General features: G+C 59.7%; 20 protein-coding genes. 11 read left to right on the top strand and 9 right to left on the bottom strand.

Annotation, left to right across the window (positions count from 1 at the left end; translation table 11 throughout):
- The first annotated feature begins 10 nt into the window (after window positions 1-10).
- The 4 genes from rodA to Q7T10_RS15270 all read left to right on the top strand — a co-directional run bounded on the left by rodA (window position 11) and on the right by Q7T10_RS15270 (window position 4920).
- Window positions 11-1165, top strand: a complete 1155-nt coding sequence (gene rodA, locus Q7T10_RS15285) for a rod shape-determining protein RodA (protein WP_304749919.1) — start codon at window positions 11-13, stop codon at window positions 1163-1165.
- A gap of 53 nt (window positions 1166-1218) precedes the next feature.
- Window positions 1219-2103 carry an NAD(P)-dependent oxidoreductase gene (locus Q7T10_RS15280; protein WP_304749917.1) on the top strand — a complete coding sequence of 295 codons (885 nt, stop codon included), beginning with the start codon at window positions 1219-1221 and terminating at the stop codon, window positions 2101-2103.
- Window positions 2104-2112: 9 nt separating this feature from the next.
- A complete protein-coding gene (tldD, locus tag Q7T10_RS15275; RefSeq protein ID WP_304749915.1) occupies window positions 2113-3573 on the top strand; it encodes a metalloprotease TldD in 1461 nt (486 codons plus the stop codon).
- A gap of 207 nt (window positions 3574-3780) precedes the next feature.
- Window positions 3781-4920 (top strand): 3-deoxy-7-phosphoheptulonate synthase, encoded by a 1140-nt coding sequence (locus Q7T10_RS15270; RefSeq protein ID WP_304749912.1) that lies wholly within the window; start codon window positions 3781-3783, stop codon window positions 4918-4920.
- Between the two features lie 57 nt (window positions 4921-4977).
- Here Q7T10_RS15270 and mpl read toward each other — a convergent pair whose 3' ends face one another.
- A complete protein-coding gene (gene mpl / locus Q7T10_RS15265; RefSeq protein ID WP_304749911.1) occupies window positions 4978-6462 on the bottom strand; it encodes a UDP-N-acetylmuramate:L-alanyl-gamma-D-glutamyl-meso-diaminopimelate ligase in 1485 nt (494 codons plus the stop codon).
- A 55-nt stretch (window positions 6463-6517) separates the two neighbouring features.
- Here mpl and Q7T10_RS15260 point away from each other — a divergent pair, with 55 nt between their 5' ends.
- The 7 genes from Q7T10_RS15260 (at window position 6518) to Q7T10_RS15230 (ending at window position 12634) form a co-directional block, all read left to right on the top strand.
- A complete protein-coding gene (locus Q7T10_RS15260) occupies window positions 6518-7111 on the top strand; it encodes a hypothetical protein (protein WP_304749908.1) in 594 nt (197 codons plus the stop codon).
- Entirely contained in the window at window positions 7108-7674 is a 567-nt protein-coding gene (locus Q7T10_RS15255; RefSeq protein WP_304749906.1) for a redoxin family protein, read from the top strand. The genes Q7T10_RS15260 and Q7T10_RS15255 overlap by 4 nt, the downstream gene beginning before the upstream one ends.
- 170 nt (window positions 7675-7844) lie before the next feature.
- Window positions 7845-8291 (top strand): acetyl-CoA carboxylase biotin carboxyl carrier protein, encoded by a 447-nt coding sequence (accB, locus tag Q7T10_RS15250; RefSeq protein WP_304749904.1) that lies wholly within the window; start codon window positions 7845-7847, stop codon window positions 8289-8291.
- A gap of 18 nt (window positions 8292-8309) precedes the next feature.
- Complete coding sequence (gene accC / locus Q7T10_RS15245) at window positions 8310-9659, top strand: acetyl-CoA carboxylase biotin carboxylase subunit (protein WP_304749903.1); 1350 nt, start codon at window positions 8310-8312, stop codon at window positions 9657-9659.
- 12 nt (window positions 9660-9671) lie between these two features.
- Entirely contained in the window at window positions 9672-10577 is a 906-nt protein-coding gene (gene prmA, locus Q7T10_RS15240; protein ID WP_304749900.1) for a 50S ribosomal protein L11 methyltransferase, read from the top strand.
- A gap of 34 nt (window positions 10578-10611) precedes the next feature.
- The gene (locus Q7T10_RS15235) at window positions 10612-11712 is read left to right on the top strand and encodes a zinc-ribbon and DUF3426 domain-containing protein (RefSeq protein ID WP_304749898.1); all 1101 of its coding nucleotides are present in this window, start codon (window positions 10612-10614) and stop codon (window positions 11710-11712) included.
- Window positions 11713-11731: 19 nt separating this feature from the next.
- Window positions 11732-12634 carry a carbohydrate kinase family protein gene (locus tag Q7T10_RS15230; RefSeq protein ID WP_304749896.1) on the top strand — a complete coding sequence of 301 codons (903 nt, stop codon included), beginning with the start codon at window positions 11732-11734 and terminating at the stop codon, window positions 12632-12634.
- 63 nt (window positions 12635-12697) lie between these two features.
- Here the strand turns inward: Q7T10_RS15230 and Q7T10_RS15225 are convergent, their stop codons facing one another.
- The 8 genes from Q7T10_RS15225 to Q7T10_RS15190 form a co-directional block, all read right to left on the bottom strand.
- Window positions 12698-13249: a histone H1-like DNA-binding protein gene (locus Q7T10_RS15225; protein WP_304749893.1), complete on the bottom strand. Its 552-nt coding sequence runs from the start codon at window positions 13247-13249 to the stop codon at window positions 12698-12700.
- Between the two features lie 170 nt (window positions 13250-13419).
- Window positions 13420-14622, bottom strand: a complete 1203-nt coding sequence (locus Q7T10_RS15220; RefSeq protein WP_304749890.1) for a ribonucleotide-diphosphate reductase subunit beta — start codon at window positions 14620-14622, stop codon at window positions 13420-13422.
- 124 nt (window positions 14623-14746) lie between these two features.
- A complete protein-coding gene (locus Q7T10_RS15215; RefSeq protein ID WP_304749887.1) occupies window positions 14747-17665 on the bottom strand; it encodes a ribonucleoside-diphosphate reductase subunit alpha in 2919 nt (972 codons plus the stop codon).
- 408 nt (window positions 17666-18073) lie between these two features.
- Window positions 18074-18685, bottom strand: a complete 612-nt coding sequence (gene ampD / locus Q7T10_RS15210) for a 1,6-anhydro-N-acetylmuramyl-L-alanine amidase AmpD (protein WP_304749885.1) — start codon at window positions 18683-18685, stop codon at window positions 18074-18076.
- Complete coding sequence (locus Q7T10_RS15205) at window positions 18672-20126, bottom strand: sigma-54 dependent transcriptional regulator (RefSeq protein ID WP_304749882.1); 1455 nt, start codon at window positions 20124-20126, stop codon at window positions 18672-18674. The genes ampD and Q7T10_RS15205 overlap by 14 nt, the downstream gene beginning before the upstream one ends.
- Complete coding sequence (locus tag Q7T10_RS15200) at window positions 20105-21859, bottom strand: PAS domain-containing sensor histidine kinase (protein WP_304749881.1); 1755 nt, start codon at window positions 21857-21859, stop codon at window positions 20105-20107. The genes Q7T10_RS15205 and Q7T10_RS15200 overlap by 22 nt, the downstream gene beginning before the upstream one ends.
- Entirely contained in the window at window positions 21860-22087 is a 228-nt protein-coding gene (locus Q7T10_RS15195) for a PP0621 family protein (RefSeq protein WP_304749879.1), read from the bottom strand.
- Window positions 22084-22887, bottom strand: a complete 804-nt coding sequence (locus tag Q7T10_RS15190) for an inner membrane protein YpjD (protein ID WP_304749876.1) — start codon at window positions 22885-22887, stop codon at window positions 22084-22086. The genes Q7T10_RS15195 and Q7T10_RS15190 overlap by 4 nt, the downstream gene beginning before the upstream one ends.
- Window positions 22888-22924 lie beyond the last annotated feature (37 nt).

Genomic DNA, 22924 nt, shown 5'->3' with positions numbered 1-22924 from the left:
TAATCCGGGCATGGCGTATCAATTTGGAAAAATCCACCTGTGGCAGCGCATTGCGCCCTGGTTTCGCGGCTTTGACGGCCCGCTGGCGTTTGCCGTGTTCATGCTGGCGTGCGCCGGCCTGCTGACCATGTATTCGGTAGGCTTTGACCATGGCACCCGGTTTGAGGACCATGGCCGCAACATGCTGATTGCGGGTGCGATCATGTTCGTGGTGGCACAGATCTCACCGCAGCGCCTGATGGCGCTGGCGGTGCCGCTCTACGTGCTGGGCGTCACCCTGCTGATTGCGGTCGCCATCTTTGGCATTACCAAGAAAGGGGCGCGGCGCTGGCTCAATGTGGGTGTCATCATCCAGCCCAGCGAAATCCTCAAAATTGCCGTGCCGCTGATGCTGGCCTGGTGGTTTCAAAAGCGTGAAGGTCATTTGCGCCCGCTGGACTTCGCTGTGGCGGGCTTGTTGCTGGCGGTGCCGGTTGCCTTGATCGTCAAGCAGCCCGACCTGGGGACCGCCATACTGGTGCTGTTGGCCGGGGCGTCCGTCATTTTCTTCGCAGGTCTGGCGTGGAAGTGGATCGTGCCGCCGGTGCTGATCGGCGTGGTGGGAATGGCGCTGGTGGTGGGTTTTGAGCCGCAGCTGTGTGCCGATGGCGTGCGCTGGCCGGTGTTGCACGACTACCAGCAGCAGCGCATCTGCACCCTGCTCGACCCGTCCCGCGACCCGCTGGGCAAGGGCTTTCACATCATCCAGGGCATGATTGCCATTGGCTCCGGCGGGCTGCTGGGCAAGGGCTTCATGCAGGGAACCCAGACGCACCTGGAGTTCATTCCCGAGCGCACTACCGACTTCATCTTTGCGTCGTTTTCCGAAGAGTTCGGCCTGGTTGGCAATCTGTTGTTGATCGCGGGCTTTGTGTTTCTGGTGCTGCGCGGCATGGCCATTGCCCTGGAAGCGCCGACCCTGTTTTCACGGCTTCTGGCGGGCAGCGTCACCCTGATCTTTTTCGCCTACGCATTTGTCAACATGGGCATGGTCAGTGGCATCTTGCCGGTCGTGGGCGTGCCGCTGCCCTTCATCAGCTACGGCGGCACGGCCATGGTCACGCTGGGCATGGCTCTGGGAATCCTGATGTCGATTGCCAAGTCGAAACGCCTGGTGCAGTCGTGATGGGCTCAGCGCCTGAGTTGTCCGACGGGCCATCGCCAGGAGAACCAGGCCCCTTGGGGGCCAAATTTCCGGTCGCCATCATCGGTGTCGGCAACATGGGCGGCGCCATGGCCACCCATCTGCTGGCGCAGGGCTGGCCGGTGGGCGTCTGTGACCTGGGCGCGGCCAAGGCTCGGAGTTTTGAGGCGTTTGGGGCTGTAGCCCACGTCACACCTGCACAAGTTGCTATTAATTCGATAGCAATTATTGTCTGCGTGGTGGACGCGCAGCAAACGCATGAGGTTCTGTTTGGCGAGCATGGCGTGATGGACGCCATGCAGCCGGGGCAGATGGTGATGCTGTGCCCGACCATCGCGCCCGAGCACACCGGGGAATTCGCCCGGCGCCTGGGCGAACGGGGCATCCACACCATTGATGCGCCCATGTCCGGCGGACCGGCGCGGGCACGCGACGGTTCCATGAGTCTCATGGTGGCCTGTCCCGCTGCCGTGTTTGAGCGTTATGGTGCACTTGTCGCTGCGCTCTCAGGCAATGTATTTCGTATCAGTGAGCGCGTCGGTGACGGGGCACGAACCAAGCTGGTGAACAATTTGCTGGCCGGCATCAACTTGGTGGGTGCTGCCGAGATCATGGTGATGGCCAAGCGCATGGGGCTGGACCTGGGCCGCACGCTTGACGTGATCGAACAGTCGAGCGGGCAAAGCTGGATCGGCTCCGATCGCATGCGCCGGGCCATTGCCGGGGACTGCGCGCCGCGTGCCCACATGACACTGCTGACGAAAGACACGCGTCTGGCGGTAGAGGCTGCCCAAGCCGTGGGATTCGCCGGGCCATTGGGTGCCGCTGCACGTGACGTGTTCGGTCGTGCGAGCGCCGGGGGCCTGGCGGAACTCGACGATGCAGCCCTGCTGCAGTGGCTGGATGGTGATAAAGCCTAAAATCGCACCATGATCTCTCGCGAACCCACCATTGAACGCCTGGCCGTTGCCAGGTCCCTCCTGCTCACGCCGTTCGGGCTGGATGAATCCCACCTGACCCGCGCCCTGGCGGAGATCAAGGCGCATCGGGTCGATGAGGCGGACCTGTATTTTCAGTACACGCGCAGCGAGGGCTGGAGCCTGGAAGAAGGCATCGTCAAAACCGGGTCTTTCAGCATCGACCAGGGTGTCGGGGTGCGCGCGGTGAGTGGTGAGAAGACAGCGTTTGCCTACTCGGACGATATTTCCGAAGCGTCGCTGCTGGATGCAGCCCGAACGGTGCGAACCATTTCAGTGGCGGCCAAGTCGGCTCGGGTGAAGACGGCGAGCCAGAAGATAGCGTCGGCGCGCTCCCTGTATCAGGGACTGGACCCGATCGCCACCCTCGACAGCACGGCCAAGGTGAAGTTGCTGGAGAAGGTGGAGCAACTGGCGCGGGCCAAAGACCCGCGCGTGGCCCAGGTCATGGCCGGACTGGCCAGTGAATACGATGTGGTGATGGTGGCGCGCGCCGATGGCACGCTGGCGGCCGATGTGCGCCCGCTGGTGCGCTTGAGTGTGACGGTTATCGCCGAACAAAAGGGTCGGCGCGAAATGGGCTCGGCCGGTGGCGGCGGGCGCTTCGGGCTGGCCTATTTTGACGATGCCGTCATTGCGCAATACGTGGATGAAGCCGTCAAGGCGGCGCTCACCAATCTGGAGGCGCGTCCCGCGCCAGCCGGAGAGATGACGGTGGTGCTCGGCCCGGGCTGGCCCGGTATTCTGTTGCATGAAGCCATTGGCCACGGCCTGGAGGGCGACTTCAACCGCAAGGGTTCCAGTGCCTTCAGCGGCCGTATCGGGCAACGCGTGGCGGCCAAAGGCGTCACCGTGCTGGATGATGGCACCATTGCCGACCGCCGTGGCTCGCTCAATGTGGACGACGAAGGCAACACCAGCCAGCGCAATGTGTTGATCGAGGATGGGATCCTGAAAGGCTACATCCAGGACGCCATGAATGCGCGCCTGATGGGCGTCAAACCTACGGGCAACGGCCGGCGTGAGAGCTACGCCCATATTCCCATGCCGCGCATGACCAATACCTACATGCTGGGGGGTGACAAATCGCCCGAGGAAATTGTGGCCAGCATCAAAAAGGGCCTGTACGCCACCAACTTCGGTGGCGGGCAGGTCGACATCACGTCGGGCAAGTTCGTGTTTTCTGCCAGCGAAGCGTATTGGGTCGAAAACGGCAAGATCCTGTATCCCGTGAAGGGCGCCACGATTGTGGGCAGCGGGCCGGAGTGCCTCAAGCGTGTCAGCATGATCGGCAACGACATGAAGCTCGACAGCGGCGTGGGCACCTGTGGCAAGGAAGGCCAGAGTGTGCCGGTCGGCGTGGGGCAACCGACCCTGCGTATCGACGGCCTGACGGTGGGCGGCACCGCGTAAGCCGGCGCCAAGCATCACTGTGCTACATTTAATGCCATGAATTCGGCCTGTTTTTACTTTAGCTACTTTTGGTTCTCAAGCGCCTGCGGCGGTAGAGAGTTCTGAACGTACCCAAAGAAAACGTCCTGATCTTCCAGAAACCGCCGGCACCCCCGGCGGTTTTTTTATGCTTTTTTGACTTTATTACTCTGACCTAGGAGCCTCACCATGAATGCCAAAGCCACCGCCGCCGGTACCGATGCCTGGTATGCGAACCCTGTCGCCCACCCCACCGACCGCACCAGCCAGACCGACGACGAACGCATCAAGGACATCACAGTGTTGCCTCCTCCCGAGCATTTAATCCGCTTCTTCCCAATCCGCGGCACCCCGGTGGAGTCGCTGATCAGCAGCACCCGCCGGCGCATCCACGAGATCATGGCCGGCAAGGATGACCGCCTGCTGGTCGTGATTGGCCCCTGCTCCATCCACGATCCTGCCGCCGCGCTGGACTATGCGCGCCAGCTCAAAGTGCAGCGCGAGAAGTATGCCGACACGCTGGAAATCGTGATGCGCGTGTACTTCGAGAAGCCGCGCACCACGGTCGGCTGGAAGGGGCTGATCAACGACCCCTACCTGGACGAGAGCTTCCGCATTGACGAAGGCCTGCGCATTGCGCGTCAGTTGCTGATTGAAATCAACCGCATGGGCCTGCCCGCCGGCAGCGAGTTTCTGGACGTGATCTCGCCCCAGTACCTGGGTGACTTGATTTCGTGGGGCGCCATTGGTGCGCGCACGACGGAGAGCCAGGTGCACCGTGAACTGGCCTCCGGCCTGTCGGCGCCGATTGGCTTCAAGAACGGTACGGACGGCAATATCAAGATCGCCACCGATGCCATTCAGGCGGCCGCCGGCGGGCACCACTTTCTGTCAGTGCACAAGAACGGCCAGGTGGCGATTGTGCAGACCAATGGCAACCCCGACTGTCACGTCATCCTGCGCGGCGGCAAGGCACCGAACTATGACGCTGCCAGCGTGGCCGCAGCCTGCAAGGATCTGGAGAAGGCCAAATTGCCGGCCACGCTGATGGTGGACTGCAGTCACGCCAACAGCAGCAAGCAGCATGAGAAGCAGCTGGACGTGGCGCGCGCCATTGCGGCCCAAATTGCCGGTGGTTCCACCAGCGTGTTTGGCGTGATGGTGGAGAGCCACCTCCATGCGGGTGCCCAGAAGTTCACCCCGGGTAAAGACGACGCGGCCAAGCTGGAATATGGCAAGAGCATCACCGATGCCTGCCTGGGCTGGGAAGACTCGCTCCAGTCCCTGGAGGTGTTGTCGCAGGCAGTCAAGGCGCGCCGGGCGCGTTAAGTCGCCGGGGTTGGAGGTGTTTTTGGCCTCTAGCCCCCGTATTTACTGCATGGATAGCTATTTATTTTGTAGCGCCTGCAGCAGCTTGAGGTGAATGCCGCCAAAGCCGCCATTGCTCATGCACAGGATGTGGTCGCCGGGGCGCGCTTGCACCAGCACCTGTGCCACCAACTCAATGATGGTGTCGGCGACTTGTGCTTTGCTGCCCATGCTGGCCAGGGCGTCGCGCGCGTCCCAGCCCAGACCGCCGCCGTGGCAAAAGGCCAGGTCAGCGTCTTCCAGGCTCCAGGGAAGCTGGGCCTTCATGGTGCCCAGCTTCATGGTGTTGCTGCGGGGTTCGAACACCGCCAGGATGCGTTGATCAGGCCCCACCTTGCGGCGCAGGCCGTCCACGGTGGTCCGGATGGCAGTCGGGTGGTGGGCAAAATCGTCGTAGACGGTGATGGCGCCGCCGGCCACTTGCACGGTGCCCCGCACTTCCATGCGTCGTTTCACATTTTCAAAGGTCGCCAGGGCATTGGCTGCGACGTCGGGCGCAACTCCCACATGCTGGGCCGCGGCAATGGCCGCCAGGGCGTTGAGCTGGTTGTGCACACCGGTCAGTGCCCACTTCACATGACCCACGGTCTGGCCCTGGTAGAGGACGTCGAACGCATCGGGCTCGCCGGCGGCGGTGAAGTCACTCACCGCCGCGCCAAAGCTGCGAACTTCGCTCCAGCAGCCCATGTGCAGCACCCGTGCCAGGCTTTCTTCCAGACCATTCACCACGATGCGGCCCGAGCCATGCGGGCCTTTGCCCGGCACGGTACGCACCAGGTGGTGAAACTGGCGCTCGATTGCAGCCAGATCGTCAAAAATGTCCGCATGGTCAAACTCAAGGTTGTTGAGCACGGCCGTACGCGGGCGGTAGTGCACAAACTTGCTGCGCTTGTCGAAAAATGCGGTGTCGTATTCGTCGGCCTCAATGACGAAACAGGCCCCCACGCTCGGCACGGCGTGTGCTGCGCTGCCCCCCGAGGGGGCTGAACTTGCATGGGGCGGCCCTGCGCTGCGTTCGGCTTTGCCACCGCCCAGTCTGGCGGAAACATCGAAATTCATGGGCACCCCGCCCACCAGAAAACCGGGTTGCAGGCCAGCATATTCCAGTATCCACGCGATCATGGCCGTGGTGGTGGTCTTGCCATGGGTGCCGGCCACGGCGATGACATGGCGGCCTTGGAGCACGTGCTCGGCCAGCCATTGCGGGCCGCTGGTGTAGGGGAGGCCGGCGTCCAGAATGGCTTCCATCAAGGGAAACTTCGGGGTTCCATCGGCGAGGTGAGCACGACTGACCACGTTACCCACCACAAACATGTCCGGCTTCAGTGCCAACTGGTCGGCGCCAAAGCCTTCAATCAGTTCAATGCCGAGCGCGCGTAACTGGTCGCTCATGGGGGGATAGACGCCCGTGTCACAACCGGTGACCTTGTGGCCGGCTTCGCGCGCCAGCGCGGCCAGGCCACCCATGAATGTCCCGCAAATACCAAGAATATGAATGTGCATGGCTGGATTTTAGGCTGCTGCCATGCTGGCAGAAACAGGGGCAAAATGGCGGCTTATGGACACCGTGAAATCAGAAATCTCATCAGTCGCTGCGCGGATGGTGGTGGAGGAGGGGCTTGAGTTTGGGCCGGCAAAGCGCCGCGCCGTCAAGCAGCTGGGTTTGCCAGGACGCACCGCCTTGCCTGGCAATGACGAGATCGAAGACGCGGTGGTGGAATACATTTCGGTTTTCTGCGCCGACACCCAACCGGGCGAACTGTTGGCCTTGCGTCGCCTCGCCCTGGTCTGGATGGAGCGCATGGCCTTGTTTCGGCCGTATCTGGGCGGTGCTGTCTGGCACGGTACCGCGACGCGTTTGTCGGATATTTATATTCAATTGTTTTGTGATGACAGCAAATCGGCCGAGATATCGCTGATTGACCATCAAGTCGACTATGAGCCGCGCACCGTCACCGGGTTTAACGGTGAATCGGTTGAGGCGCTGAGCGTGCACGCTTTCTGCCCTGACCTCAATGAAGAAGTGGGCGTTCATTTGCTGGTGTACGACCGCGATGACGTGCGGGGCGCGTTGCGTCCTGACGCCAAGGGACGCACGCCGCGCGGTGATATGGCGGCGCTGCGGCGTTTGTTGCATGATCAGCAGCCATGACTGACTCTAATTCTTCTCCCGAAACTGCAGGCCAATTGTCCAGAAGCCGCCGACGCTGGCTGATGGGCGCGGTGGCCAGTGCCGCCGCGCTGGGCGGTATCGGCCTGGCTTGGCGAACCTATCAACCGCAAGCGATGGCGCCAGCGGCTGAGTCCGCGCTATGGCAGCTGCAATTTGCGGCGCTTGATGGCAATGTGCTCCAGATGTCGTCACTGCTTGGCAAACCTCTCCTGTTGAACTTCTGGGCCACCTGGTGTCCGCCTTGTGTGGAGGAACTTCCGCTATTGAGTCGCTTTTATCAGGAACATTCAGCCAAAGGCTGGAAAGTTCTCGGCTTGGCGGTCGATCAGCCGGATCCAGTCAAGCGCTTTCTGGCCAAGACGCCAGTGAGTTTTCCAGTGGTGCTGGCAGGCGTGTCCGGGGTGGAGACGGGCAGATCCCTTGGCAATTTGAGTGGCGGTTTGCCGTTCACCGTGGTGCTCGGATCAGATGGCCTGGTCGCGCATCGTAAAATGGGCAAAGTCACGCCGGACAATCTGCGGGCATGGGCTTTGGTGAAATAGGCGCGGATTGCAGCGGGCAGGCATCGTTCAGGTGCTCTGCAGTGTCATCGGGCAAGATGATGATCATGAAAATCAATACTTGAATTCTGTAAAATGCAAGAAGATGGCTGCATTTATGTGGAATTTAAGGTAAATTCGCCGGCCATTACTTAAAAATCGTTGGAGACCTCATGGATCTTAGAAAACTGAAGACGCTGATTGACCTTGTGTCGGAATCAAATGTCTCGGAGCTGGAAATCACGGAAGCAGAAGGCAAAGTCCGCATCGTCAAGGGTGGCGGCGCCATGGTTCAGCATTACGCGGCGCCGGTCGCCATGCCCGCACCGGGCGCGGTGCCAGTCCAGAGTGTGGAGCCAGTCGCTGCGCCGGTGCCGGTAGTGGTCGGTCATACCGTCAAGTCGCCGATGGTCGGTACTTTCTACCGTTCGTCGTCGCCGGGTGCCAAAGCCTTTGTTGAAGTCGGGGACTCAATCAAGGCAGGCGAGACAGTCTGCATCATTGAGGCCATGAAGATTCTCAATGAAATTGAAGCCGACAAATCGGGAACCGTGACGCAGATTCTCTGCGAGAACGGTCAAGCCGTTGAATACGGACAGCCGCTGTTCGTGATCGAATGACGCAAACCAGTAATTCCCATGTTCAAGAAAATCCTGGTTGCCAACCGGGGCGAAATCGCCCTCAGAATTCAACGAGCCTGTCGCGAACTCGGCATCAAGGCTGTCATGGTCTATTCCGAGGCAGACCGCGAGGCCAAATACGTGAAGCTCGCCGAGGAGGCGGTGTGCATCGGGCCCGCTTCGTCAACCCTCAGCTATCTGAACATGCCCGCCATCATTTCGGCGGCAGAAGTGACGGACGCCGAGGCAATTCATCCCGGATATGGTTTCTTGAGTGAAAACGCCGATTTCGCAGAGCGGGTGGAAAAAAGCGGCTTCCAGTTCATTGGCCCGACGCCCGAGTCGATCCGAATCATGGGCGACAAGGTTTCTGCCAAGCAGGCCATGATCAAGGCAGGGGTTCCCTGCGTGCCCGGCTCGGAAGGCGAACTGCCGGATGATCCGGTGCTGATTCGCCGCATTGCCAAGGCGGTGGGCTATCCGGTCATCATCAAGGCGGCGGGCGGTGGTGGCGGGCGCGGCATGCGTGTAGTGCACACCGAGGCGGCTTTGATCAATGCTGTCGCCATGACCAAAGCCGAAGCCGGCGCTGCGTTCGGCAATCCGGCGGTCTATATGGAAAAATACCTCCAGAACCCCCGGCATATCGAGATCCAGATCCTGGCCGACAAGCACAAGAATGCGGTTTACTTGGGCGAACGTGATTGTTCGATGCAGCGACGCCACCAGAAAATCCTGGAGGAAGCGCCCGCGCCGGGGATTCCACGCAAGCTGATTGACCGGGTCGGCGAGCGGTGTGTGGCGGCGTGCAAGAAGATTGGCTACCGTGGGGCCGGGACTTTCGAGTTCTTGTATGAAGATGGCGAGTTTTACTTCATCGAGATGAATACCCGCGTGCAGGTGGAGCACCCGGTGACGGAAATGATCACCGGGATTGACATTGTCAAAACCCAGATCATGGTGGCGGCGGGTGAGAAGTTACCCTTCACACAGCGGCAGATCGAAATTCGCGGGCACGCCATTGAATGTCGCGTGAATGCGGAGGATCCCTACAAGTTCATTCCTTCACCTGGCCGTGTCACCATGTGGCACGCCCCGGGCGGCCCGGGCGTGCGGGTGGATTCTCATATCTATACGAACTACTTTGTTCCTCCGAATTACGATTCGATGGTTGGCAAGATCATTGTGCATGGCGATACGCGCGAGCAGGCCATGGCCCGCATGCGCACGGCCCTGGGCGAAACCGTGGTCGAGGGCATCAACACCAACATCGCCCTGCATCGGGAGTTGATGGTGGATGCCAAGTTCATGGCGGGCGGCACCAATATTCACTATCTTGAAGAGTGGCTTGACCAGCACAAGCGCTGAGTCAGGTATCGCATGTTTGAACTAAGCCTGATGTGCCCGGAGAACCGGGTCGAAACCCTGAGCGATGCCCTTGATGCGCTGGATGCCCTGAGCGTGAGTGTGGAGGATGCCGACGCGCAGACCGATGCCGAGCAGGCTCTGTTTGGCGAGCCCGGCATGCCGCCGCCGAAAGACGGCTGGCAGCGCTCACGGATATCGGCACTGTATGCCTCAGAAGCGTTGGCCAAAGAGGCTCTCGCACTGCTGATGGCGCAGGACTTCTTTGCGGACTGCCAGACTCTGGGTATTCAGGAAGTGCCTGAGCAGGATTGGGTGCGTCTGACACAGTCCCAGTTCACGCCGGTGGATATCACGCCGGAGTTCTGGATTGTGCCAACCTGGCATGAGCCGCCGGCCCAGGCCCGCATCATCATCCGGCTTGATCCCGGCTTGGCATTCGGCACCGGCACCCACCCGACCACCCGGATGTGTTTGCGGTGGATTGCACGGCACGGCAGCCCCGACGGGACCCGAATCGAAAACAACTTGGGTCGGGTGCTGGATTACGGTTGTGGTTCTGGAATTCTGGCCATCGGTGCTGCCAAGTTTGGTGCCACCGACATTGACGCGGTCGACATCGACGATGCTGCCGTTGAGTCGACCGTGCTGAATGCGCAGGCCAATGACGTCAGGCTCAACGCAGGTTTGCCCGATGCCGTGTCGGGCGTTTATCACACGGTGCTGGCCAACATTCTGGCATCGCCTCTGAAGGTGCTGGCGCCCCTGCTGTGGTCGCGAGTGGCACCCGGTGGATCGCTGGTGTTGGCCGGCATTCTTGAGCGGCAGGCCGATGAGCTGAAGGAGGCCTACGCGCCATATTGTCAGCTCAAGATCGCTGACCAGGAAGACGGCTGGATACTGATGACCGCGACGCGCTGAGGCTCCCCGGGCACGCCCCTACAATTCGCCAACCATGAGCCTGATCACACGTTGCCCGGCATGCGAGACCCTGTTCAAGGTCGTGCCGGACCAGCTTCGGATTTCTGAAGGATGGGTTCGCTGTGGTCAATGTGACGAGGTCTTTGACGCGTCGCTTCACCTGCTGGAGATGCCGCCGGACGGGGGGGGGCCAGCCATTCAGCCGGAAGAGTCGGCCGTCATTCCTCACGCAACAGACGCGGTGGATGTCACGCCTCAACCTGTTGATATTGACCTGGATTGGGACAGTCAGGGCAGCCCCGATGCACTGCTGGCTGAGCAGGAACAGGAACAGGAACAGGAACAGGAACAGGAACAGGAACAGGATCAGGAACAGGAACAGGAACAGGAACAAATTCTGCCTGACGCAGCAGGGAATGGTCCAGACCATCCTCTGGAGGATCCGATCCCGGACGAATTTTCTCGGGCCGACGAAGTCATCTCCTTGTCAGCGGATTGGCCGGATGTGCAATTCGACGGGTCGTCCGCCACCCGGTCGACGCCTGCGCTGCCCGACCACGAAGCCAACCCGGATGTCGATGACGCTGAACCCGACAGCATTGCCGAATTGGGCGAGGTATCTTTCTTGCGCGACAAGAGAACCGGCACCCTCTGGGACCGGCCACTCATGCGGGCGACTCTGGTTTTCCTGACTTTGGCGCTATCGCTCGGACTGGCTGGGCAAATCGTGATTCATGAGCGCGACCGGATCGTGGCCTCGGAACCCGGCCTCAAACCCTGGCTGGAGAAGGCGTGCGTCGTCTTGAATTGCACCTTGTCGCCCCTGCGAGGAATTGAATCGATCGTGATTGACAGCTCGTCGTTTACCAAGATTCGAGGAGACGCCTACCGCGTGAACTTCACGCTCAAGAATGCCGCAGCCGTCGCGCTGGCAGTGCCGGCTATCGAGTTGACTTTGACCAATTCGCTCGATCAACCCGTCGTTCGACGTGTGTTTCTCCCGTCCGAATTTGGGGCCAAAATTGACACCTTGGCGGCAAGCGCCGAGTGGCCGGCGTCTCTCGCTGTGGCTGTCAAGGCCGAAGACTTGGTGGACCGGATTGCCGGCTACCGATTGCTTGCTTTTTATCCCTGACCTTTAACAACGAGAATTTATGGCTTCCATCATCTGCGGTTCACTGGCCTTCGACACCATCATGAATTTTGAGGGCCGGTTTGGCGACCAAATTCTGCCGGATCAATTGCATATCTTGAATGTCTCGTTTCTGGTGCCGGCGCTACGGCGTGATTTTGGCGGTTGCGCCGGCAACATTGCCTATGGCCTCAAACAGCTTGGTGGGACTCCGCTGCCGATGGCAACAGTGGGAATGGATGGCGGCGGTTACCTGGAGCGGCTGAAGGGGCAGGGCATTGCAGCGGAATTCGTGCGAACGATTGACGACGCCTATACCGCGCAGGCCATGATCATTACCGATCGTGACAACAACCAGATCAATGGCTTTCACCCCGGCGCCATGGACTATGCGCATTTGACAAAGATCACCGCTCGCGGCGACATCAAATTGGGCATCATTGCGCCGGACGGACGCGATGCGATGCTGCAGCACGCCGAGCAATTTGCAGCTGCCGAGATTCCCTTTGTGTTTGACCCCGGTCAGCAGCTTCCCAGGTTTGACGGCGATGAATTGCGGACATTTGTTGATCAGGCGAATTGGGTCGCAGTCAATGACTACGAAGGCAAGATGCTGAGCGATCGTACCGGCTGGAGCAGCGCGGAGATTTCGCGTCACGTGCAGGGACTGATTGTCACGCTGGGTGCGGAAGGCAGTGAAGTGTGGGTCGACGGACAGAAGACACTTGTTCCGCCGGTCAAGGCGTCTGCGGTGGTGGACCCTACCGGATGCGGTGACGCTTACCGCGGTGCCGTGCTGTTCGGATTGGAGCAGGGCTGGTCACTGGCACGTTGTGCCGCGCTGGGAAACCATTTGGGGTCACTGAAAATTGCACAACGTGGCCCCCAGAATTACACGGTCGACTTGAAGGCACTCGGTTTGTAGACCCCGACGAAAAAGCCCGATGCCTTTTGGACATCGGGCTTGAAGCCGAACCATGTTGGTGGTTCAGGGCTTGCTGGCCGTCGGAAACGGCCAAGCGGCCTGCGGATTCAGAGTGGTCTGAGCAGCAGGGGCAGCCGGAGCAGGCGCTGCCTTGGCAGCGGGTGCTTTCGCGGCTTTCTTCGCAGCCGGCTTTTTGGCTGCTTTCTTGGCGGCTGGCTTTTTGGCAGCAGGTTTTTTCGCGGCAGCGGCTTTCTTGGCAGGCGCCTTTTTGGCGGCTGCTTTCTTGGCCGGAGCGGCTTTCTTCGCGGCTGGCTTCTTCGCAGCTACAGCTTTTTTGGCAGGAGCTTTTTTAGCGGCTGCTTTTTTTGCTGGAGCGGCTTTTTTGGCCGGCGCAGCTTTCTTTGCTGCTACTTTTTTCGCTGGTGCAGCTTTTTTAGCGGCTGCTTTTTTTGCTGGAGCGGCTTTTTTGGCCGGTGCAGCTTTCTTAGCGGCTACTTTTTTCGCTGGTGCAGCTTTCTTTGCTGGCGCAGCCTTTTTCGCTGCTACTTTTTTCGCTGGTGCAGCTTTCTTTGCGGGAGCGGCCTTTTTTGCGACCGGTTTTTTTGCAGTTGCCATCATTTTCTCCTTGATCAATTTACAAAGAGCACTTCATGCGAGTTGGAGTGCATGAAGCGATTCATGATGTTGGGGTCAATCCCAGCACCATGAACTCGGGTGCACAGATTGTTTTTGCCCTCTTTGGGGCAATCAACAGTCTGTGAAATTCTTGTTGTCATTTTTTAAAATCAATCCCAGGAAAGCGCGCCACCGGATTGGTACTCGATGACACGGGTCTCAAAGAAGTTGCGCTCCTTCTTCAGGTCGATCATCTCGCTCATCCACGGGAACGGGTTTTCTTCATTGGGAAACAGCGTTTCGAGACCAATCTGCGTCGCCCGACGGTTGGCGATATAGCGCAAATAGCCCTTGAACATGGATGCATTCATGCCGAGCACGCCGCGCGGCATGGTGTCTTCGGCGTATCTGTATTCGAGTTCCACAGCTTCTTCGAACAAGGCCTTGATCTCGGCCTTGAACTCTGATGTCCACAACTGCGGATTTTCAAGTTTGAGCTGGTTGATCAGGTCAATGCCAAAGTTGCAGTGCATGGATTCGTCGCGAAGGATGTACTGGTATTGCTCGGCGGCCCCCGTCATCTTGTTTTGACGGCCTAATGCCAGAATCTGCGTGAATCCGACATAGAAAAACAGCCCCTCCATCAGGCAGGCAAACACGATCAGTGACTTCAGCAGGGTCTGATCGGTTTCCGGTGTTCCGGTTTTGAATTCCGGGTTCATGATCGCTTCAATGAACGGGATCAGAAACTGGTCTTTGTCGCGGATGGATTTGACTTCGTTGTAGGCATTGAAGATCTCGCTTTCGTCCAGCCCCAATGACTCCACGATGTACTGGTAGGCATGGGTGTGAATGGCTTCTTCGAAGGCTTGACGCAACAGGAACTGCCGGCACTCAGGTGCCGTGATGTGGCGGTAGGTACCGAGCACGATGTTGTTGGCCGCCAGTGAATCTGCGGTGACGAAAAAACCAAGATTGCGTTTGATGATGCGACGCTCGTCTTCGGTGAGCCCGTTGGGGTCCTTCCACAACGCAATGTCGCGCGTCATGTTGACTTCTTGCGGCATCCAGTGGTTGGCGCAACTTGAGAGATACTTCTCCCAAGCCCATTTGTACTTGAACGGCACCAGTTGGTTGACGTCTGTCTTGCCATTGATGATTCGTTTGTCAGCAGCATTGACGCGACGCGGACTGCTAGGCGCGGTTGCCTTGCTTTCCAGCGACGCTGCGAATGCGGTCGGGACCGCCGCGCCATCATTGAGGGTGTGAACTGCGGCAGGTTGCAGAGGCGACTCTGTCAGGCGGCTGCTGGATGAGCCGCGTGCGTTAGGCACCTGCGGGGTGGGCTTGATTTCTTCGTCCCAGGTCAACATAAATAATTCCAATCAGCGGATTATGAGAGCAGCGAAATGAAATGAAAAGTATTCATTCACATCGCTGCCATATTGCATCGTCAAGTGTTGTGCAACAACATCGCATGCGACAAACGCGAAGACCCTATTGGCATGACTCGCAGGTCGGATCGTCAACGCCACAAAACTTGATGTCTGTTGCAGGGCCGGATGCCATCTGCATTCTTGCGGCGGCAGCAGCAGCATCCAGCGCGCTCATGCCGATGTTGCCGTTGTGTGATTCGCTGCCCGAGGACACCGCATTCATTCGTCCGGCAGTCACGGTCGATTTCTCCGCGTGGGTGGCCGACATGGTGCGCAGATAGTAGGTAGTCTTCAAGCCGCGAATCCATGCGAGCTTGTAGGTTTCATCCAGCTTCTTGCCAGAGGCGCCTGCCATGTAGATGTTGAGCGATTGCGCCTGATCGATCCACTTCTGGCGCCGCGCCGCGGCCTCCACCAGCCAGCGCGTTTCAACCTCGAAGGCCGTGGCATACAGGGCCTTGATGTCAGCGGGAACCCGGTCAATCGGATTCAGCGAGCCATCAAAATGTTTGAGGTCCATCACCATGACATCGTCCCAAAGGCCAAGGCGCTTGAGGTCCCTGACCAGATAGCCGTTGATGATGGTGAATTCGCCCGACAGGTTGGACTTGACGGACAGGTTGCCAAAGCAGGGCTCAATGGAGGCATCCACACCAATGATGTTGGAGATGGTGGCCGTGGGGGCAATTGCGGTGCAGTTCGAGTTGCGCATGCCATCCTGGGCGATCTTCTTGCGCAGGGCTTCCCAGTCCAGCGTTGACGAGCGATCAACTTCCACATAGCCGCCACGCTCGCGCGCCAGCATGTCCAGGGTGTCGATCGGCAGAATCCCTTTGTCCCAGAGCGACCCTTTGTAACTGGAGTACTGGCCGCGTTCACGCGCCAACTCGGTGGATGCCCAATAGGCGTAGTAGCAGATGGCTTCCATCGATTTGTCGGCAAACGCCACGGCCGCGTCGCTGGCGTAGGGGATGCGCAATTCGTACAGACTGTCCTGGAACGCCATCACGCCGAGGCCCACCGGACGGTGGCGCATATTGGAATCGCGTGCCTTTTTCACGGCGTAGTAATTGATGTCGATGACGTTGTCGAGCATGCGCATCGCGGTCGTGATGGTCTTTTGCAGCTTGGCATGGTCGACAGCGCCGTCCTTGAGGTGCTGCAGCAGGTTGACCGAACCGAGATTGCACACGGCGGTCTCGGTGTCGCTGGTATTGAGCGTGATTTCAGTGCAGAGATTGCTGGAATGAACCACGCCGGCATGCTGCTGCGGAGAACGGATGTTGCATGCGTCCTTGAACGTGATCCACGGATGCCCCGTTTCAAACAGCATGGTGAGCATTTGTCGCCACAGGTCGGCAGCGGGCAAGGTGCGGGCCGGCTTGATTTCGCCGCGCGCTGCTTTTTCCTCGTAGGCCACATAGGCTTTTTCAAATTCAGCACCGAATTTGTCATGCAGGTCGGGCACATTGTTGGGCGAGAACAGGGTCCACTGTCCTTTTTCCATGACGCGACGCATGAACAGGTCGGGAATCCAGTTGGCCGTGTTCATGTCGTGGGTCCGACGGCGATCGTCACCGGTGTTCTTTCGCAACTCCAGGAATTCCTCGATGTCGAGGTGCCAGGTTTCCAGATAGGTACAAACCGCGCCCTTGCGCTTGCCGCCCTGGTTGACGGCGACGGCGGTGTCGTTCACAACTTTCAGGAACGGAACAACGCCCTGTGATTCGCCGTTGGTGCCCTTGATGTGGGCGCCCAGGGCGCGTACACGCGTCCAGTCGTTGCCAAGTCCGCCTGCGAACTTGGACAGCAGCGCGTTTTCCTTGATGGATTCGTAGATGCCATCCAGATCATCGGGAACGGTGGTCAGGTAGCAGCTGGAGAGCTGCGACCGCAGGGTGCCGCTGTTGAACAGCGTTGGTGTGCTGGACATGAAGTCGAAAGATGAGAGGACTTCATAGAACTCGATGGCTCGCGCCTCGCGGTCCACTTCATTGAGCGACAGGCCCATGGCAACGCGCATGAAAAAAGCCTGGGGCAATTCGATGCGGGCCTTTCCAATGTGCAGAAAATAGCGGTCATACAGTGTCTGCAAGCCCAGATAGTCAAACTTCAGATCGCGGTCGGCCTTGAGGGCAGCGCCCAGCCGGTTCAGGTCAAACTGAAGCAGTTTTTCGTCAAGCAGCTCGTTGTCGACGCCTTTCTTGATGAATTGGGGGAAGTAGTCGACATAGGCTTGTGCCATTTCCGCCTGCACGACGTCCCGGCCCAGGATTTCCTTGGCGATGGTATGAAACAGCAGGCGCGCCGTGGCATAGGTGTAGTCAGGGTCTTTCTCGATCAGCGTGCGAGCGGCCAGCACGGACGCCTTGTACACCTCGTCCATGGGGACGCCGTCATACAGATTGCGCATGGTCTCCGCCATGATGGGTTCGGGCTTGATGTCTGCGCCCAAGCCCGCACAGGCAGACTGGATGAGGCCCTTCAGCCGGTCCAAGTCCAGAACGATGCGCTCACCGTTGTCCAGCGCATGCAGCAGGGGCGCCTTGGGTGTCTCGTCACTGACTTTCTTGGCGCGTTCCTGGGTGCGCTTTTCGCGGTAAAGCACATAGGCCCGCGCAATTTCATGATGACCCCCGCGCATCAAGCCCAGTTCAACCTGGTCCTGAACGTCCTCAATATGGAACGTGCCGCCACCGGGGCGCGAGCGCATCAGGGCGCGGATCACGGCCTGCGTCAATCCGTCAACCATTTCACGAACGCTGGCCGACGCCGCACCCTGGGTGCCATGCACAGCCAGAAAGGCCTTCATCATGGCAACGGCGATCTTGTTGGGCTCAAACGGCACCACCGCGCCATTGCGGCGGATGATCTGGTAGTGGCTCAACGAATTTGTCGCGGTATTGCTGACGCCATCGGCGCCGTGCTGAGCAGGAGCGCCATCGTGGGTTGCGGTTGGTGTATTCAGGGCGGTTTGCATTTCTTTCCTCGTCTGTAGCTGCGTTTTATTTGAATTCGGGGTCTCTGCGAGCAGTACCTGGCCCACTTGGGGAGGGACTGTCTTTGTGAGCAGGACACACTATATATGGGGTCTTGAGTGATTACAAGCCACTACCGGTAGTGTATCGCGCTGGTCTGGCGAATTCCTGGAAATCCTTGAAAATCCGGCGACACATCGTGCCTGGGAACAGGATGGGTCTGCTACCGCAGTGCACAGCCCGACCCTGCCAAAGCCCCCGACAAGTCGACAAATTCTTCGCGGCATCCAGCAAATACACGCCTCGCCAACGCTTTTGTCTTTCAATGCCGCATGCAGCTTGATGCTCGCTTGTTTGCTTCCCCTGAAATGCGCCCAAGGCAGGCCGAAGACGTTACAAAGAAAAAAATTTCAACAATGATTTTTTGACAAAACACCATCGGGAAAATACTGAGGCGGCAGGCCCAGGGCCCGTTGCAGAAATGCCCAGTCAAAGCCATTTCCCGGGTCGGCTTTTCGTCCCGGAGCCACATGCTCGTGGCCGGCAATGTCAGCGATGGGGTAGCGTTGAAGGATGGCCGCGCAGAGTCCGACCAGCGTTTCGTATTGGCTGTCTTCAAAGAGGCCTCCTTCCACCCCCTCGAGCTCAATCCCGATTGAACTGTCGTTGCAGTTGCTCCGGCCGCGGTAACTGGAGACGCCCGCATGCCAGGCGCGGTCATTGGCGCTGACAAACTGCTGAAGCTCGCCATGGCGACGGATGAAAAAGTGGGAAGAGACCTCCATGCCCTGAATGCTTTTGAAGTAGGGGTGCTTGTTCCAGTCCAGCTGGTTGGTAAAAAGCCGTTGCACATCATCACCACCATACTGACCCGGGGGAAGGCTGATGGAATGCAGCACGATCAGATTGACGGTTGCACCGGATGGCCGGGAGCCAAAGTTTGGAGAGGCAAGTTGACCCGAGAACTGGTACCAGCCATCCATCCAGAGCGGCGAGTGCTCTTGTGGTTCAGAGGGGATCATCGGAGGCATCGCTGCTGGGCGGAGTTTCGATATTGAGCCTGGCGATGCGGTAACGCATCTGACGCAGGCTCAAGCCCAGGCGTGCTGCGGCAGCGGTGCGGTTGAAGCCCGTTTCATGCAAGGCCTGGATCAGGATTTCGCGCTCCTGGCTGTCGAGGTGACTCTGAAGATCGCTCGGAATCGTGATCTGATCGTCGTCCAATGGCGCCGGTTCTGTCTCAATGACCGGGGCGGATTCCTCCATCAGCGCTTGTCGCGCGGACGGTTCAAGCTGGAGGTCGTCTTCATCGCTCAAGGCGACAGCACGATGCAGCAGATTCTCCAGTTCACGTACGTTGCCTAGCAGCGGGTCACGTGCGAGTTGCTCGAGGACGGCGGAAGATAGCGCCGGCACCGGGATTCCCGATTCCCGGGCGATTCGATGCAGCAGGGCTTCGCACAGCGCCGGCAGGTCTTCGCGCCGCTCGCGCAAGGGCGGGATCACGATTTCAATCACATTCAACCGGTAGTACAGATCTTGCCGAAAGCGTCCAGCCTGTACTTCGGCCGCGAGGTCCTTGTGCGTTGCGCTGATGATGCGAACATCTACCGGCTCTTCCTGGGGGGAGCCGATGGGACGGATGCGGCGCTCCTGAATCGCCCGCAGCAATTTGGACTGCATGGCAAGGGGCAAATCCCCGATCTCATCGAGAAACAGGGTGCCACCACCGGCGGCCTGGAAGAATCCTTCGCGGTCCTGGGTTGAGCCCGTGTAAGAACCTTTTTTGGCCCCAAAAAACTCAGCTTCGAGCAGGCTCTCGGGAATGGCGCTGCAGTTCACGGCTACCAACGCGCTGCCTGCGCGGTGACTGCTGGCGTGGATGGCGTTGGCCACCAGTTCCTTGCCAGTGCCGGACTCCCCTGTGACCAAAACCGGGGCCATGCTGCGTGCCACCTTGACGATACGCTCCTTCACCAGCCGCATACAGGTTGAGTCGCCGACCAGCCGTTGCAGCGCCGCGTCCCCCGAGCCACTCTGGAGCGAAGCGGCGCGACTTGCCTTGGCGGCCAGTGGTGCGGGGTCCTGCACGGCTGATGCGATCACGGCACGGAACTGTTTGAGGTCAACCGGTTTGGTCAGATAGTCGAAAGCACCAGCTTTGAGCGACTCCACGGCGTTCTCTGCAGAGCCGTAAGCCGTGATGACGACGCAGCGTTCGCGTCGCTGTTGTGCCTTGATCTGCCGGATCAGTTCCATGCCCAGACCATCGGGCAGGCGCATGTCGGTGATGACAACATCAAATTGACATTCGCTCAAATGCTGAAGGGCCTGCGCAACGCTTTCGGCGGCTTCCACCCGATAGCCTTCACGCAAAAGGGTCAACTCGTACAGTGTCCTTAAATCCGGCTCGTCGTCGACGACCAGTATCCGGGCCGCGCTCAGCGGTGTGCTTGAAGCCATGATGTTTCAGGTGTGTTGTCGCTTGGCGTAATGAGATCGTCTTGCGACGGACTCGGCCGGAAGGTCACGATGAACTCGTTTCCTTCGACCGGCTTCCCTCTGAGGTTTCGCTGTGTCCGATAGTAGGCGATGGAAGCGCCGTGCCCCTCGCACAACTCCCTGCATATGTAGAGACCCAGGCCGCTGGAACGGCTCTCGGATGAGAAAAATGGTTCGAACAAGTGCCGCTCCACCGATTGGTCCATGGGTTGTCCGTCGCTCCACACGCTGAGCATGCCTTGCCCCCTCGTTGACCTGCCGGCAGACACCTGGATCGCGTCCAGGTTTTGGCTGGCGTAACGGCGGGCATTGTCCAGCAGGTTGACCAGAATCCGGCGAAGATGCTCGGGCTCGAACCCGACCTCGATACTGCGGGGCGACAGGTTGACGCACAACTGGTGTTCACTCTTCGTCTGCCCCTGCCAGTCATTGCAGATTTTTTCTACTGCCCCGTTCAAGACCAGCGCAAAGGATGAGGCCGTCTCTTCAGAGTGCTGGACCCGGGAGATGTTCAGAACCTCATCCACGATTCTTTCCAGCCGCCTGGCATTCTGCTGCACCATCTGGGTCAGTTGTTTGTGTCGCGGGTCGGTCAGATCCTCGTCGAGCAGTGCATTGGCCTGGGCAATGGCCGCCAGCGGGTTGCGGATTTCGTGCGCGACCGCCGCGGACATGCGTCCCATGCTGGCCAGTTTCTCCGTGCGCATTCGTGCCTCCATCTCGCGCTGGTCCTGCAGGAACATGACGCACAGGCTCTCGGCATCGCCGTCCTGGGCGGCCGTCAGCTGCGTGCGAACGCGCACCCGCCTGGGGCCCCGCCCGGCATGATGAATGGTGACATCCGCCTGCTGGGCACGATTTTCGGCAAAACTGAGATTCATCAGATCGAGCAGACCCTGCCATCCAATCACGGAAGAAAGGTCAAAGGAGTTGACCCGGACATTGCCCTGGCTTCCCAGCAATTGCCGTGCCGCCGGATTTGCCGCCCGCACGGTGCCGTGCTGGTCAACCACCAGAATGCCATCGGTCAGAGACTCAATCACGAGTTCATTGACCAGTCTTTGCACCCGCACGGCCAATTGGCTGCGCTGTGCCCGAAGCTCCACGTTGGCCAGTCGGGTCGCGATCTGGTTGGCCAGAAACGAAATGACGAAGCAGCCCGCCCCGGTCAGGGCCGCCTGGAAGAAATACGATGCCGTATCCCCTGGCACCTGCAGAGACATCCACGCGGCATACCCAAACAGCACCAGGGTCACGCCCGCGGCAGCACCCAGGGCCAGCAGCAGCGATCCGAGGACGGACGCCATCAACACCGGCAGTGCGAACAGGGGCGCGTAATTGATGCTGCTGCCTTGTGCCACCTGCAACGCGGCGAACGCCAGAATGTCCACGCCGATGGTGCTGATCCACTGGGTGTCGAACGCCTTGCCGAGTTGGCGCGGTCGCACCGTCAGGCGCACGCTCAGAGCCGCCGCAAAGTAGCCCGCACAGATCAGGATCAAGGTGGTGTCCTTGGATGCCCCCAGAAAGTAAATGACCCCTTGAAGCGCCAGAAGCACCAGTCCCAGGGTGGCGCGCGCGGTCATGAAGCCGCGCCACAGCCTTTCAAACTCCCGCGGGTTGTCGGTCTGTTCGACGCCCGGTTCAAGCAGGGAAGGACCGAACCAGGATTGCCCGTCTGGCCTGAGCCTCATTCAACGCTCCGCGCGATGGAGGTGATCCGCGCTGCAATACCAGCCCTTCTTCCCCTGAATGGCATCCACGGAGGGGACATGCACAGAGCACACGGCGCAGCTGACCATGTCCAGCGGCTCTGGTGCCGCCTTTGTCTGGCGCTGCTTTCGTTTTTGGTCTGAGGGCCGGCCTGAACGCCACAGCCAGATGCCAACCAGCACGACCGACAGTATTAAAAAGTACTTCATACAGCGCGCCCGAGAATAATCTCCATGACGAAGCGCGACCCAACGTAGGCCAGCAACAGCAATCCGGAGCCGATGTACAGCACACGGATGGCCCGCTTGCCGCGCCACCCAAAACGGGCACGGCCCACCAGCAGGATGGCAAACGCCAGCCATGACAAGACGGAAAAAGCGGTCTTGTGGTCCCATTTCAGCGGGGCGGCCGAGCCGTAGAGTTGTTTTTCAAACAGAACACCCACCAGCAGGGTCGCCGACAGGAGAATGAAGCCGGCGCCCACAAACCGGAAGGTCAGGCGTTCCATCGTTAGCAGCGGCATGCCGCTGTGCGGATCAGTGGCGAGCCGGATGCGCCCCTCCGCCCGGGTCATGAACCAGGCATGCACCACGGCGACGCCAAACAGGCCATACGACGCGATGCCCAGAGCCCAGTGCAGCGGCAGCCACGGCGATGCATTCGCGTGCAAGGGGCTGCCCGGAAACAGCACGGCCAGTATCACCGCGATGGCACCCAGTGCGCACAGGGTCCAGCGCGTCTGCAGCAGCGGGAACACATGGCTTTCGATCGCATACACGGCGGCCACCAGCCAGGCCGTGACGGACAAGGCAGGCGCGAAACCGAACCGCGGTTCACGCCCGAAGAGACTCCACGCCAACAGGATGCCGTGCAGCAACCAGGCCAGCCACACCGCCGCGCGGGCCGCCCGTGGACCCAGGCGGGAAGCGCCAGCCGCCGACACCGCGTAGGCTGTGGCGGCGCCAATTGCCAAAGTCAAACTGAGTGGGGACGCACTGGCTAAAATCATGGGCACAGTTTAGCGTTTTGCATATTGCCAGTCTGTG

This window comes from Rhodoferax sp. (genome assembly GCF_030646845.1).
Taxonomy (GTDB): Bacteria; Pseudomonadota; Gammaproteobacteria; order Burkholderiales; family Burkholderiaceae_C; genus Rhodoferax.
This window is presented reverse-complemented; position numbering and strand designations above follow the sequence as displayed.

Excerpts from the sequence above, each read along its gene's own strand:
- accC (WP_304749903.1), top strand. The coding sequence starts at position 8,310 with ATGTTCAAGAAAATCCTGGTTGCCAACCGGGGCGAAATCGCCCTCAGA.
- Q7T10_RS15215 (WP_304749887.1), bottom strand. The coding sequence starts at position 17,665 with ATGCAAACCGCCCTGAATACACCAACCGCAACCCACGATGGCGCTCCT.
- Q7T10_RS15255 (WP_304749906.1), top strand. The coding sequence starts at position 7,108 with ATGACTGACTCTAATTCTTCTCCCGAAACTGCAGGCCAATTGTCCAGA.
- accB (WP_304749904.1), top strand. The coding sequence starts at position 7,845 with ATGGATCTTAGAAAACTGAAGACGCTGATTGACCTTGTGTCGGAATCA.
- Q7T10_RS15190 (WP_304749876.1), bottom strand. The coding sequence starts at position 22,887 with ATGATTTTAGCCAGTGCGTCCCCACTCAGTTTGACTTTGGCAATTGGC.
- Q7T10_RS15200 (WP_304749881.1), bottom strand. The coding sequence starts at position 21,859 with ATGAGGCTCAGGCCAGACGGGCAATCCTGGTTCGGTCCTTCCCTGCTT.
- prmA (WP_304749900.1), top strand. The coding sequence starts at position 9,672 with ATGTTTGAACTAAGCCTGATGTGCCCGGAGAACCGGGTCGAAACCCTG.
- Q7T10_RS15225 (WP_304749893.1), bottom strand. The coding sequence starts at position 13,249 with ATGGCAACTGCAAAAAAACCGGTCGCAAAAAAGGCCGCTCCCGCAAAG.
- Q7T10_RS15220 (WP_304749890.1), bottom strand. The coding sequence starts at position 14,622 with ATGTTGACCTGGGACGAAGAAATCAAGCCCACCCCGCAGGTGCCTAAC.
- tldD (WP_304749915.1), top strand. The coding sequence starts at position 2,113 with ATGATCTCTCGCGAACCCACCATTGAACGCCTGGCCGTTGCCAGGTCC.
- Q7T10_RS15270 (WP_304749912.1), top strand. The coding sequence starts at position 3,781 with ATGAATGCCAAAGCCACCGCCGCCGGTACCGATGCCTGGTATGCGAAC.
- Q7T10_RS15235 (WP_304749898.1), top strand. The coding sequence starts at position 10,612 with ATGAGCCTGATCACACGTTGCCCGGCATGCGAGACCCTGTTCAAGGTC.
- ampD (WP_304749885.1), bottom strand. The coding sequence starts at position 18,685 with ATGATCCCCTCTGAACCACAAGAGCACTCGCCGCTCTGGATGGATGGC.
- Q7T10_RS15260 (WP_304749908.1), top strand. The coding sequence starts at position 6,518 with ATGGACACCGTGAAATCAGAAATCTCATCAGTCGCTGCGCGGATGGTG.
- mpl (WP_304749911.1), bottom strand. The coding sequence starts at position 6,462 with ATGCACATTCATATTCTTGGTATTTGCGGGACATTCATGGGTGGCCTG.
- rodA (WP_304749919.1), top strand. The coding sequence starts at position 11 with ATGGCGTATCAATTTGGAAAAATCCACCTGTGGCAGCGCATTGCGCCC.
- Q7T10_RS15195 (WP_304749879.1), bottom strand. The coding sequence starts at position 22,087 with ATGAAGTACTTTTTAATACTGTCGGTCGTGCTGGTTGGCATCTGGCTG.
- Q7T10_RS15230 (WP_304749896.1), top strand. The coding sequence starts at position 11,732 with ATGGCTTCCATCATCTGCGGTTCACTGGCCTTCGACACCATCATGAAT.
- Q7T10_RS15205 (WP_304749882.1), bottom strand. The coding sequence starts at position 20,126 with ATGGCTTCAAGCACACCGCTGAGCGCGGCCCGGATACTGGTCGTCGAC.